Here is a 12,919-nt window from a genome sequence, read left to right on the forward strand (position 1 = left end):
CACTTGTTTTCTACAAAGAGAGTCATATTTTTGTCTTATTTCTGAATTTTCAATGAAATCCATTAAAAATCGTTTGAGAAAAAACGAGAAAACGTTTAAATTTATGATAGGTAATGAAAATTCCATTAATTTTCAATGTCTAGAATCGAACGGGAGGGAATTGATAAACAAGTCGAACGGCGGGGGTCCTGTATTCCTTTTTGAAATAGAAAAAGTCGTTCGCAAACTGTCACAGGAAAAGGGGTTTTCGGGCACTTTTCTGGAACGACGGACGATGCATGGAGTGCGTCTGTCTAAGAATAGATGCCGCAATTAGTCTTCAGACTGGCGGGGGCCGGTTTAGCGAGACTTTAATGATTTTTTTGGGGAGAGAGGAATTTGTTATGCAGAACATTCCAGCATGGGTGAAAGTCGATCACAATTCTTACAACGCGAAACTTCGGGGAATCTACAAGAATGTGAAGGAAAATGATATTACAGCGGCGTATGAACAAGCGCATCGTCTGTATATGGATTTGCTTGAAGATCTTGAGATTCGGGGAATCGAAGTACCTGACAAGTCAGCTGCTATGGCGGAACGAGTGAAGGTTGACCGGGAAACTGCCGGTATTGGCGTTTAGAATTAAGATTGGATGTATGCCTGATTTAGCTGCAAGCCTCGCAAGAAACGAAACTCCCGGGTTGGGGAACCCGGGAGTTTTTGTATAGAACTTTTTAATTGTGAGATTCATCAGCAGGCCGCGGCTCCGTTTTATTTTCCCGATCGTTTTAGCCCTTATGACTTGGTTCGGGATTTTAATATGATTTTCGAAGGAAAGCGTCCCGGTTGAATTCTTGCAATACGAGAACGCTTCAACCTTGAACGCATACGCGCAGCGGGAGTGCAGATCCGAAGTGCGGCACGTGGAGAGCGATGCTGCGTAGGCTGCGACTTCCGCTTCGAAGCTCGACGACTGCCCGAAAAGTATACCGGAAGTGCGGCCAGGATTGAAGCCATCCATGCCCGATACTTGAAGATAAGGAACACAAGAAGCATCAGTACGAGAATCGAAATGATCCAGATTGCATAACGCTCGGCGAGCTTGAAGGCGACGGACCACTGCGGTCCGAATACTTTCCCTAATCCGATGAACAGTACGGTCCAGAAGAGTGCGCCGGAGAATGCATAAGCGCCGAACTTCTTGAAAGGAATGTTCATAATGCCCGCCAGGTAACCGGTGAAGTGGCGCACCCCCGGAATAAAATAGCCAAAGAAAATCAGAGCCGGACCGTACTTATTAAAAAAGGTTTGTGTTTTGATCAGTTTGCTTTCTTTGAAAAACCAACCGCCGAAGCGTCTCAGAAAGGGAAGCCCTGCTTTTTTACCGATGAAATACGTGATGCTCATCCCAATCGTAGTTCCGAGGAAAGCGACGAGCAGGAGCAGATCGAATCGAAGTAATCCTTTATAGGAAAGATATCCGGCATAGGCCATCGTGGTTTCCCCAGGAAACGGAAGAGCGATAAATTCCAGAAACAACCCCAAGAACATGACTAAATAGCCGTAATGCTCGAACAGCTTCTGGATCATTTCAAATAGTTGCATAGGCTTCGAACTCCTTTGAGCAATTAACGCTATAAACGTTTTTTTAATTTTACGATATTTGAAGCGGAAAAATCCAACTTTATGGTCAGATATCTGCCAACTTGGCGAATAAGCCAGGACAATCGCCTTTTTGTCTTGCGGTATAAGGAGGGCATCGGTATAATAGCGTCAGTAATCAAGGGAGGCGTGACATGAATAAACCGAACGAACTCATCGTCGTACTCGACTTTGGGGGACAATATAACCAATTGATTGCCAGAAGAATCCGTGATTTGGGTGTATTTAGCGAGCTAATGCCGTACAATACCCCGGTAGAGCGTATTCGTGAATTGAATCCGGCCGGTATCGTCTTCTCTGGTGGCCCGCTCAGCGTATATGAAGAGGGAGCCCCTCATGTCGATCCGGCTATTTATGAACTTGGACTGCCGATCTTTGGTATCTGCTACGGCATGCAGCTGATGGCGCAGCAGCTCGGCGGCAAAGTCGAACGTGCAGGCAAGCGCGAATATGGCAAAGCCGATGTCGAGTTCCTGCACAACAGCATTTTGACCAAGGGTCTTGATGCCAAACAGACGGTCTGGATGAGCCACGGCGATCACGTTGTGACGCTGCCAGAAGGCTTCGTTCTCGAAGCAGGTACCGAATCCGCACCGATCGCGGCGATGAGCCATCCGGAGCGCAATCTGCACGCCGTACAGTTCCACCCGGAAGTGCGCCACTCCGTATACGGCAACGAAATGATCAAGAACTTCCTGTATGAAGTGTGCAAATGCAGCGGCGAGTGGACAATGGAATCGTTCATTGAAGACGCAATTCAAGATATCCGCAATAAAGTCGGCGACCGCAAAGTATTGTGCGCACTGAGCGGCGGCGTTGATTCTTCCGTTGTGGCAATGCTGATCCACCGTGCGATCGGCGATCAGCTGACGTGTATGTTCATCGACCACGGACTGCTGCGCAAAGGCGAAGCGGAAAGTGTCATGGAGACATTCGTTGGCAAGTTCGATATCAACGTGATCAAGATTGACGCACAGGAACGCTTCCTGAGCAAACTCGCGGGCGTCGAAGATCCGGAACAGAAGCGGAAGATCATCGGCAACGAATTCATCTACTGCTTCGACGAAGAGTCTGCAAAGCTGGGCGACTTCGGCTTCCTGGCGCAGGGTACGCTGTACACGGACATCGTGGAGAGCGGCACGGCGACAGCACAGACGATCAAGTCTCACCACAACGTGGGCGGCCTGCCAGCAGATATGAAGTTCCAGCTGATCGAGCCTCTTAACACACTGTTCAAAGACGAAGTTCGCAAAGTCGGCGCAGAACTCGGACTGCCGCATGCGATCGTATGGCGTCAGCCTTTCCCAGGACCGGGTCTTGCGATCCGTGTGCTTGGCGAAGTAACGGAAGAAAAACTGACGATCGTTCGCGATTCGGACCTGATCCTGCGCGAAGAGATCGCCAAAGCCGGTCTCGAAAGCGAGATCTGGCAGTACTTCACGGCTCTGCCGAACATGAAGAGCGTCGGCGTAATGGGCGATGCGCGTACGTACTCCTACACCGTCGGCATCCGCGCGGTTACTTCCATCGATGGTATGACCGCTGACTGGGCGCGTATTCCGTGGGACGTACTGGAGAAGATTTCGGTCCGCATTGTCAACGAGGTGGAGAACGTCAACCGCATCGTGTACGATGTGACGTCGAAACCGCCTTCCACGATTGAGTGGGAATAGGATTTGTAAATAAACTTTGTAAATAAACAGTGATAAACGACCGAAAACGTGATACGTTTTGCGGTCGTTTTTGCTTTTTATTACTTGAATGTTTTCATTGTTCGAATGTCTCCCGTGTTCGTGATCGTATTCCATTTCATTTTCGAATCGCCTATGCAGGGAAAAGAATTCGCCGTAGATCCCCCCCGGCAGCTGCACGGAAAATAATAAAGTATGAAATTTAAAATAAATACAGTTCACTTAGTAACCGGGGTCCTGTATAATCTGAAATCAGGTTGGATTAAGAAGGACTGGAGAGTCATACTATTATGAATAAGAGTAACAGCAGTCGGTGGAGCGTGATCGCTCTCGCTTTATTGTTAGGCGTATTTTCAACGTTAGGACCGTTTACGATCGATATGTATTTGCCCGCGTTCCCTGAAATCGCAAAAGATTTGAATACGAGCGCATCCCTGGTTCAATTCAGTCTGACGGCTTGCTTATTGGGACTCGGCATAGGCCAGCTTGTCGTGGGTCCTTTAAGTGATGCATACGGCAGACGCAGACCCCTGCTCATTGGCATCATTGCTTACGTGATTGTTTCGTTTGCGTGCGCGTATTCTCCGAATATCGGCACGTTGATCGTACTCCGATTTGCGCAAGGTTTTGCGGCTTCCGCAGGAATTGTCATTTCGCGCGCGATCGCTCGCGATCTGTACAGCGGTCATGAGCTTACCAAATTTTTCTCTCTGCTATTGCTTGTAGGAAACTTGGGACCGTTGGTTGCTCCGATTGCTGGAAGCGGAGTGCTTACCTTTACGACATGGCCGGGCGTATTCCTTTCCCTGGCGATTCTGGGTGTTTTCCTCTACCTGATGACGCAATTTCGTTTGAAGGAAAGTCATCCTCCCGAACAGCGCGTATCGCCGAATTTCAAGTCCCAGCTTCGTAACTACGGTTTGATGTTACGCAATCGGAAGTTTGTGGGTTACATGTTGGCGCAGGGGATCCTGACAGGAGGGGTATTCGCGTACGTGGCAGCCACGCCTTTCGTCTATCAAAATATTTACGGCGTTTCACCGACGATGTTCTCCGTATTGTTTGCATCCAACGGGATCAGCTTGATGATCGGTTCCCAAATCGTCGGCCGGATCTCGCATCGGGTCCCGGAGCAGAAGCTTATGGTAGTCGGCTTATGGATGGCTTTACTATCAAGCATCGTCGTGGTCGGGGTTACGATTGCCCAAGGACCGCTGTTTGCTTTGGTTATTCCTTTGTTCTTCTTCGTATGTTCGATCAGCATTACTTCCACGGCGGCCTTCCCGCTTGCGATGGAGAGCCAGTCCAAAAATGCAGGAAGCGCAGCGGCGCTGCTCGGTCTTGTACCGTTCGTGCTGGGAGGGCTGGTAGCTCCTATCGTCGGGATTGCGGGCGAGGACACGGCCGTTCCGCTTGGTCTTACTTTAATGGGCACGAGTCTCATTGCGATTCTGACTTACTTTATGCTTGTTCGAAAAAACGAATCGTCATAAAGCCAATCTAAAAAAGGACAGCTGCGCACTTGGGCGGCTGTCCTTTTTGTCGTCCAATAACTACCGAATCGGCATCTTTCAGTGAACGATATCCTAGCAAGAAGTAGGGTTTTTAAGTTGCGCATCCCTTTAAATGGAAAGCAATATGGCCTAATATGAGATCAGGGACAAGAATTGCCCGAAGAGAATGAATAAATACATAACAATTGAACAAGTACATTATCGAAATAAAAAGAAGTGACACAGACAGAGGAGGCCGCATGACCGCAAACAAACGTACAGGGTTTATTCCGATTCACGCGCTGCTTATGCTCGTGGCCATTTTATATGCTTATCAAGTGAACGGTGGATCTAAAATATTCATCTTTGACATTTCTTTTTCCGTGCTGTTGGTGCTAATGGGTACAGTCATTTATTTATGCACTTCAAAAAATACGGCCAGCCTGCTGTTTCTGATGCTGATGTATGCTTCGGCGTGGATCATGATCTCTTTGAATACTTCTCTTTATTTTCACCGGATCATCGGTCAACCTTTAATGAGTCTGGTGCCCAATTTAATGTTCGTCTTTTTCGTTACTTTCACACAGCTTCCGAGAAAAAGGCTGTATTACAAGTGGAACATCTGGCTGCTGCATTCTTCGGCTGTCACGCTGGTCGCATTATGGAGTCCTGTGAAGCTGCTGGGCTACTTGTTTTGCATACATATTCTATTGGCCATTCTGGCCTGCATTCGGATGTCTGTATATTATGGGCCGAAGCAGCGTCAGATCTTGAATCGTGAACGTTGGCTGTTGAATGGGGCGATGGCGATATCCTTTGTTCCTTTTATAGTCAGTGTTTTACTGCTGCGCAGCTGGCTGCCGCAAGAAATCCGGAATTCCTCCATTTACATGATGATCGTTCTTCCGGCTGCCGTTGGCTATGTGCTGATGAAGCGAAACGGGATTCAGACCCGTTACGATTACCGATTCATGCTTAAGCTGACGGCGATTGCGGGCGGGGGAGCGGCTGCATTTGTAGGCTTGGCTTATTATGAAGTCGGCATCTCGCTGCTCCAATCTCTGATTCTGCTGTTGTTCGCTTCCTTGATCATTTACCTGTATATGATGGCTCAGAAAGCGATGGCGAAGCGCCAACTCAAGACGGTAAGCCGAGCTAAAGGGGATCTGGAGAAGGAGCGGCTCGAAATTCTGCAGAAGATCACATACGACCATTATTTGAGTACGCTGAGCGGGATGATCAAGCAGCTGATCGACAAGACGCTGCCGATGGACGGAATGATGATCATTTGGAGAGAACAAGAACGAAGCTACATTCTGGAGCAGAGTGGGATTTTTGCGGACTTTTCATTGAAACGGCTGTCCGGCGGACAGCTTCACCGACAGACCGAACATGTGATGATCGACGGAAAGCTTTATTTTGCGTTCCCGTTGTTTTATAAGGAGAATTTGAACGGTTGGATGATTGCCGGTCATAAGCGGTCCGGAAGCAAATTTACGAACTCGGAAGTGGAGACCTTGTCCTTGCTGGCGGATACGGTGTGCGAAATCCTTAAGACGACAGAGATTCTGCATGAAAATCAACGAAGATACGTTTCCCTGCCGAGTCTTCGCTATGAGGACTATCAGAGTGTGTACGTGACCCGAAATGCAGAGAAGATCCGCAAAGAGGTCGCCCTCTATCTGCATGACGATATTTTGCAGTCTATTTTAGCTGTTCGGCGAATGTGTGAAGTGTCGGGCGGCAATGATCCTGAGATCCGGCAGCTCATTTTGGACACGTTGGATGAACTGAACGATTCGATCCGCCGTAAGATGTTCGATATCTATCCGACAACTTTGCAGGATCTTGGATTGTATCAGAGTTTGAGCATTCTATGCCGTAAGTTGAGGGAAGAAGCGGTGCAGCAGCCTCATTTGAATATCCGGTTAGAAGCCGAAGAAGAGATCGAAGTGGAAGAAACCCTCCAGTACCCGGTGTTTCGTACCGTTAAGGAACTGCTGCAAAATGCGATTAAGCATGCATCCGCAAATGAGATCGTCGTCTCTCTGGAGGTTTCGCAAGAAGGAATTCTGCTGGCGGACGTGATTGACGACGGAAAAGGCTTTGATATTGAAAAAGATCTGGATACTGCGGAGGTCCAACATGTCGGTCTCTTATCGGTCAAGCAGGACATCAACGCGCTGGGCGGAGAGTTTACGATTCGGAAAAACGCCGGCTCCGGGATGCACCTTCACTTTAAGATTCCGCTGGAAAGGACGGGAAATGAATATGCACATCATACTGGTTGACGATCATAAACTGTTTGCCAAAAGTCTGGAGATTTCGCTCAAAGGCCAGGTCGACAAATTCGAAGTCTATACGTCTCCCGAGCAGCTGTCGAAGGTGCTGGAGAGCAGAGTGCCGGATATTCTACTGCTCGACATTCATATGGGCGATTACAACGGATTCGACGTGGCTCGGGAAGTGCTGGAATCCTATGCAGACTTGAAAATCATTTTTTTGTCGGGCTACGACCTGGTGGAATATCATAACCGGGCGATCGAGATCGGAGCCAAAGGCTTTATCCATAAAAATATCTCGCTCCACGATCTCGTTGATCAGATTGAACGGGTACGCAGCGGCGGTATGATCTTTCCCCGCAGCTCTTCGGACATCGTGCAGCTTACGGCGCGCGAGAAGGAAGTGCTGCAGCTGATGGCGGAAGGGCTAAGACAGCAGGATGTGGCAGATCGGTTGTTTATCAGCAGAAGAACGGTCAACAACCATATCCAAATGATTAACGAAAAGTTTCACGTCAATTCAACCGTCTCGGCCATTGTGAAAGGAATCGAGCTCGGCATCGTCACATTAAATTTCCGGACTTGATGCCAATTTTCAAACTTGATCCAAACTTCCGAACTTGAGCCGAAAATTGCACAAAATACTCGTTTTCAACTTTCTCTTCTGTCGTAAACTGGGTTCAACAGCAATAACAACTACCGAGCAGCGGCAGAGAGAAGGAGGTCAAACGATGGAATTGAATGTGACCAAGTTAAGCAAAAGATACGGAAACAAGCAGGTGCTGGATGAACTCACCCTTTCTTTTACAAGCGGAAGCACCTATCTGATCCTTGGAAAAAACGGAGCCGGCAAAAGTACGTTCGTCAATATTCTCTCCGGTAATCTGAACAGTGACGGGGGAGAAATTGTGCTTGAAGCAGGCGGAGAAGAATATGATCTGGAATCCAATGCCGTTTTCCAATATCAGAGCTTCAACAGTTTCCGGTTTCTGAAAGTGAAAGAAGTGATCCATTTTTTCTCCACGATTACGGTCGATGCCAAGGAAGATCCGGAATTGTACAAGCTGCTGTCGCTGGACCGCATTCATAATCAGTTGATTGAAAATTTGTCGGGCGGAGAGCGAAAAGCCGTTTCTTTATACCTGACTTTCCTGTTGAACAAGCGGGTCGTCGTATTGGATGAGCCGTTTTCAGAGCTGGATATCGAGAAAAAGTATCTGCTGGCCAAACATCTAAAACAAAAGTTGGCGGACCAAAATGCAATGACCATTATTATCAGTCACGAAATTTTGGGCTATCAAGAACTGTTTACCGACGTGATCATTATGGACAACGGCAAAGTGCTGGAGACCGGCAAAACGCAGGATCTGCTGGATAAGTACCCAAATTCTCCGTTCCAAGGGCTTGAGGGAGTATTCTACAGCCTGACGGGAAAATATATCGAGGTGAGCTGATGGTCTGGAACGTAACGAAATTTTATTTGTTGGAACAGTGGAGAAATAAATGGACGACGTTCGGCCAGATCATGGCTCCTCTCATTTTTCTTATTTTTGCTCTGGTCATAAAAAACACGATGGAAAACAAGACTGTAGTCGATCTGCTCATTAAATCTCAGTTTCTCCCTTTTACTCTCTTGATTTTGATTTTTAGTTTGGCGCTGTCCTTGAACAGTCTGCTGCTTTCCGAGAAGAAAGAAGACGGAACGTTTCTGCTGCTAAAAAGGACCGACTTGAAATTGAACAGCTACTTTATGGGAGTCGCATTGGGGAGCTTTATGATTTTCAATGTTCTCTTGATCTTATTTATGCTCAGCTACAAATGGTTAGTCGGAATCGATGGGGCGGCTTTCTTGAACATCTGCCTGTTTGCCAATGTCACTCTACTGTGCTTGTACCCGGCGAGCTACATCTTGGCTTCCTTTTTCAAACAAAGCAAAAAGGTTGTCGCGATCCTGACGCCCATTACGATGCTGTTGATGTTCAGCATTACGATGCCGTCCATGTTTGCCATGATTCAGAACCAGAGCCCGCACATTTATTATAAGTTCTTATTTTGGAATCCCATGATGATTATGAACGATTTTACGCTGCTGGAGCTGGATGTGGTCGCAAGCACTTGGCTTCCAACCTATCAGTATCTGTTTATTCTGATTGGAATGTCGGCTGTACTCTGGTTTGTCGCTCTTCGAATGTTCAAAATCGCCGATCCGGATTGAATCTGAAATAAACAACATGAAATGAAAACAAAATAAATAACATAAAATCAAAACATTAAAAAGGAGATGTTGTTATGCAGACATGCTCAAATTGCAGTGGAACAGAATTCAAGGAAGCGATCCAGTATGCTAAAGTTAAAGATGCTGAAAAAAGCAAAATGGCATTTACAGGTTCAGATGTTCTCTTGACCTTCTGTACAAACTGCGGAACGGTGTCGAACATTCGCTTGACCAATCCCAGTATGGTGTAACAAATTATACGGCTATTCGAAAAGGCGGCTTTTTCCATGTGAGAGTGGGAGGAGCCGCCTTATTTGGTTGTGAAGTTTTAAACAGGCTTTTGTCTGCATGATAAATTGGGAAACATGTCCTCTACCAAGAGAAAGTGGGCTATACTCTACATGAAAAAATGTTTGTGAAAAGGAGGAAATAACATGCAGTACATACCGAAACACGTTAATCATTTGCAAATCATGACCGAACCGGAAAAGCAGACTGTGGAAGAAGGCGTACTGAAACTGCACACTCAGCCGGACACCGACTTTTGGCTGAAAACGCATTACGGATTTGAACGTTACAATGGGCATGTTCTGTACGATGAGATTGAAGGAGACTTTGAAGCGATTACCGAGCTGGCGATGAACCCCAAGTATATGTTTGATCAATCCGGACTGTTTGTAGAAATTGATCGGGACAATTGGCTAAAGACATCGGTCGAGTATATTCCAAACGGTCCTTCACATCTGGGAGCGGTTGTAACGAGAGATGGATATTCGGATTGGTCGACACGCAACGTGGATACAGATCTGCTCAAGCGGCGGCTGCAGTTTAAAGTTACCCGCGAAGGAAACGACTTCTTTATCCATGCGCGTGAGGCGGGCAGAGAATGGGAGCAGCTGCGAATCGCGCATCTGCGCTGTCCGGAAGAAGCTGTATTGAAGATAGGATTGTACTCGGCAAGTCCCGGTACAGAGGGTGGTTTCGAGACTTCTTTTTACAGCTTCGAAATTAACAAGCATGAACGGAAGAACAGCGGAGAAGCTCAATAAGATTCAGGAAATACACCAGATCTTGACGCTCAAATGCGATCCTATGTTGGCGGAAGAATACAAGGAGCGCTACAAGCAGATTGTTCCCGGTTATGACTCCAATAAATCTCGTTGGAACAGCATACTGCTGGAAGAAGGCGGGTTGGAGACCGAATTTGCCCAAGAGTAAAATAAGCGAAACTTTCAATTTTTGTTCCGAATAAGACAGAATAACCTACAGGCAAGTAAGCATTTTCAAGCGAAGTTTGAAATATTGACGAACAATAATGAAGTATAAAAGGTTTATCATTCGTTTTTGTTGTTGACAAGCGTGTGCAGCTCACCTAGAATGTAACCTGTGAAGCCGAACTGCTGGTATTCGTTTGCCGGTAAATAGGCGGATAAGGTAATCGACAATTCAATGAAATAGCGTTCGTATAATTTCGGGAATAGGCCTGAAAGTCTCTACGTGATCACCGCAAATGATCGCTCTACGGAACGGGAAAAAGCAGCCTTGCGGCCCAAACGGCCAGTTGCCTCGGCGCAGTGGTTTGCGTTTTCCCTATTCTAAGAGCACCGGGGGCGAATTTTCGAACCCGGTCTCTTTTGTCGTTCTCCGCATTCATACTCCAGAGGGGGCAAAATTGTAACATGGAAAAGTTCTTTAAACTCCAAGAACACGGCACCACAATCAGAACGGAAATTATTGCCGGACTGACAACATTCATCACGATGGCCTATATTCTGATTGTGAACATTTCGTTCCTGGGACCGGATGGAGCGGGAATTCCGGCTTCGGCCGTATTCTTCGCTACGGCGGTAGGTGCAGGCATCGTAACCATTCTGATGGGACTGTTCGCCAATCTTCCGGTGGCGTTGGCGCCGGGCATGGGATTGAACGCCTACTTTATGACGGTTGTCCTCAGTTCGAACGGAGCCATTACTTGGCAGGCTGCACTGGGAGCGGTCTTCATTTCGGGTATTATATTCATCATTCTGACCATCACCAGGATTCGTCAGATGCTCATTGTAGCGGTTCCGTCCTCGATCAAAGCCGCAATTACAGTCGGTATCGGCTTATTCGTTACCATTATCGGGATGAAGTTGGGCAACATCGTCACTGTCTCGGCAACAGTAAGCGGCGTGACCGACTTGGCTCAGCTTCAGGCGCCGGTACATGTACTCGGTTCGAATTTCCAACTTGCGCTTGGCGACTTCATTCATCAGAAAGACACGCTGCTCTCGCTGATCGGAATTTTCATTATCGGTATTCTGATGGTAATGAGAATACGCGGAGCGCTGTTGATCGGTATCGTATTGATTACACTGATCGGTATTCCGATGGGAGTGACCAACTTGAGCGGATTGTCTGCCGGCGGATGGATTCCTTCGCTTGGCGATCTGGCTGTCGGTCAATTGGACATTATGGGAGCCCTGCAGCTTGGCCTGTTTGAGATCGTATTTGTCTTCACCTTTATCGAATTGTTCGATACATTCGGTACATTGGTCGGAACAACCGAACGTGCCGGCTTGATGAAGAACAAGGAAGAGGGCGAGAAAAAGCTCGGCAAAGCCATGATGGTCGATGCGGTAGGCGTCAGCACGGGTGCAGTACTCGGTACAAGTACGATCACTTCTTATGTAGAGAGTACAGCAGGTATCGCAGAAGGCGGCCGTACCGGTCTGACTGCAGTTACAACAGGCGTACTGTTCCTGCTGGCTATGTTCATTGCTCCGTTGGCTCTCGTGGTGCCTTCGGCGGCAACAGCCCCTGCATTGATTATGGTAGGCGTTCTGATGATCTCCCAAGTTCGCAGTATTGATTGGGACGATATGCTGCACGCGATTCCGGCTTTCTTGACGATTATCTTCATGCCTTTCACCAACGGAATCGCAAACGGGATTTCGATCGGTATCCTGTCTTATGTGGTTCTCGGATCGGCAAGCAGCTTGTTCACCAGCCGTAAAGTGAAAATTCACTGGCTGATGTGGGTATTGGCGATTATCGTTCTTGCGCGTTATGCTTTCATGGGCGGAGAATAACTCAAGTTTTTCGCAAAAAGCATATGGAAAACATGAAGATGTGCAAAAAGAAGTATAGAAAAGCATTATAGAGAGAAATAAAACAGATAAAGCGTTCAAAAGGGCTAAGGTACGGAACTGAACATAAGCTGCTGCTCGTCAATTGACGAGCAGCAGCTTTTTTTATATTGATCGTATAGTGGCTAGCATATGTATTTAGGACATGTATTTAGGTTTTCTAGATGTACCTGAATCTTGCCTATATATAGAAGTTATTTTTGAAAGAGTGGAGAGTGATAAGTAAGGAAGAGAAAAAGCATAAAAGTTTTTAATAAAAGGGGTTGTTTTACGTTTTGCAGGATGGTATAGTCTAGGAACGGCCTTGAGAGAGCGCCTAAGCGGTTCGGACAAGTGAGCAGGTACAGAATAGAATCGGAATAGACGCTTCGCAAGAAGCTGAAAAAAGATTTTAAAAAAGACTTGCAAAACGAAAACGAACATGCTAATATATAAGAGTTGCTGCTGCGAGACAATGGTTGACCGGCG

At 47.1% G+C, this 12,919-nt stretch carries 10 protein-coding genes, 1 pseudogene and 1 riboswitch; of the genes and pseudogenes, 10 read left to right on the forward strand and 1 reads right to left on the reverse strand.

Annotation, left to right across the window (positions count from 1 at the left end):
- Positions 1-383: 383 nt before the first annotated feature.
- The gene (locus tag F456_RS0117975) at positions 384-620 is read left to right on the forward strand and encodes a hypothetical protein (protein WP_018978443.1); all 237 of its coding nucleotides are present in this window, start codon (positions 384-386) and stop codon (positions 618-620) included.
- A gap of 374 nt (positions 621-994) precedes the next feature.
- Here the strand turns inward: F456_RS0117975 and F456_RS22950 are convergent.
- Positions 995-1,585, reverse strand: a pseudogene (locus tag F456_RS22950) (DedA family protein); the annotation flags it as partial.
- A 191-nt stretch (positions 1,586-1,776) separates the two neighbouring features.
- On the opposite strand from F456_RS22950, the gene guaA reads away from it, so the two are divergent.
- The 9 genes from guaA (at position 1,777) to F456_RS0118030 (ending at position 12,394) form a co-directional block, all read left to right on the forward strand.
- Positions 1,777-3,315, forward strand: coding sequence for a glutamine-hydrolyzing GMP synthase (gene guaA, locus F456_RS0117985; RefSeq protein WP_018978445.1), 1,539 nt, complete (start codon positions 1,777-1,779; stop codon positions 3,313-3,315).
- Between the two features lie 308 nt (positions 3,316-3,623).
- A complete protein-coding gene (locus F456_RS0117990) occupies positions 3,624-4,826 on the forward strand; it encodes a Bcr/CflA family multidrug efflux MFS transporter (RefSeq protein WP_018978446.1) in 1,203 nt (400 codons plus the stop codon).
- A 260-nt stretch (positions 4,827-5,086) separates the two neighbouring features.
- Positions 5,087-7,117 (forward strand): sensor histidine kinase, encoded by a 2,031-nt coding sequence (locus F456_RS0117995; protein ID WP_018978447.1) that lies wholly within the window; start codon positions 5,087-5,089, stop codon positions 7,115-7,117.
- Positions 7,092-7,694: a response regulator transcription factor gene (locus F456_RS0118000; RefSeq protein WP_018978448.1), complete on the forward strand. Its 603-nt coding sequence runs from the start codon at positions 7,092-7,094 to the stop codon at positions 7,692-7,694. The genes F456_RS0117995 and F456_RS0118000 overlap by 26 nt, the downstream gene beginning before the upstream one ends.
- Positions 7,695-7,839: 145 nt before the next feature.
- Complete coding sequence (locus tag F456_RS0118005) at positions 7,840-8,562, forward strand: ATP-binding cassette domain-containing protein (RefSeq protein WP_018978449.1); 723 nt, start codon at positions 7,840-7,842, stop codon at positions 8,560-8,562.
- The gene (locus F456_RS0118010) at positions 8,562-9,323 is read left to right on the forward strand and encodes an ABC transporter permease (RefSeq protein ID WP_018978450.1); all 762 of its coding nucleotides are present in this window, start codon (positions 8,562-8,564) and stop codon (positions 9,321-9,323) included. Before F456_RS0118005 ends, F456_RS0118010 begins: the two co-directional genes overlap by 1 nt.
- Before the next feature lie 434 nt (positions 9,324-9,757).
- Positions 9,758-10,372: a DUF1349 domain-containing protein gene (locus tag F456_RS0118020; protein ID WP_018978452.1), complete on the forward strand. Its 615-nt coding sequence runs from the start codon at positions 9,758-9,760 to the stop codon at positions 10,370-10,372.
- Positions 10,373-10,394: 22 nt separating this feature from the next.
- Complete coding sequence (locus F456_RS24420) at positions 10,395-10,541, forward strand: MmcQ/YjbR family DNA-binding protein (protein ID WP_018978453.1); 147 nt, start codon at positions 10,395-10,397, stop codon at positions 10,539-10,541.
- A 223-nt stretch (positions 10,542-10,764) separates the two neighbouring features.
- A riboswitch (purine riboswitch) is annotated at positions 10,765-10,866 on the forward strand.
- 136 nt (positions 10,867-11,002) lie between these two features.
- A complete protein-coding gene (locus tag F456_RS0118030; protein ID WP_018978454.1) occupies positions 11,003-12,394 on the forward strand; it encodes an NCS2 family permease in 1,392 nt (463 codons plus the stop codon).
- The last annotated feature ends 525 nt before the right edge of the window (positions 12,395-12,919 follow it).

Origin of the sequence: Saccharibacillus kuerlensis DSM 22868 (assembly GCF_000378145.1) — a bacterium.
Taxonomy (GTDB): domain Bacteria; phylum Bacillota; class Bacilli; order Paenibacillales; family Paenibacillaceae; genus Saccharibacillus; species Saccharibacillus kuerlensis.

Coding starts and splice junctions, on each gene's coding strand:
- F456_RS0117975 (WP_018978443.1), top strand. CDS start 384: ATGCAGAACATTCCAGCATGGGTGAAAGTCGATCACAATTCTTACAAC.
- guaA (WP_018978445.1), top strand. CDS start 1,777: ATGAATAAACCGAACGAACTCATCGTCGTACTCGACTTTGGGGGACAA.
- F456_RS0117990 (WP_018978446.1), top strand. CDS start 3,624: ATGAATAAGAGTAACAGCAGTCGGTGGAGCGTGATCGCTCTCGCTTTA.
- F456_RS0117995 (WP_018978447.1), top strand. CDS start 5,087: ATGACCGCAAACAAACGTACAGGGTTTATTCCGATTCACGCGCTGCTT.
- F456_RS0118000 (WP_018978448.1), top strand. CDS start 7,092: ATGAATATGCACATCATACTGGTTGACGATCATAAACTGTTTGCCAAA.
- F456_RS0118005 (WP_018978449.1), top strand. CDS start 7,840: ATGGAATTGAATGTGACCAAGTTAAGCAAAAGATACGGAAACAAGCAG.
- F456_RS0118010 (WP_018978450.1), top strand. CDS start 8,562: ATGGTCTGGAACGTAACGAAATTTTATTTGTTGGAACAGTGGAGAAAT.
- F456_RS0118020 (WP_018978452.1), top strand. CDS start 9,758: ATGCAGTACATACCGAAACACGTTAATCATTTGCAAATCATGACCGAA.
- F456_RS0118030 (WP_018978454.1), top strand. CDS start 11,003: ATGGAAAAGTTCTTTAAACTCCAAGAACACGGCACCACAATCAGAACG.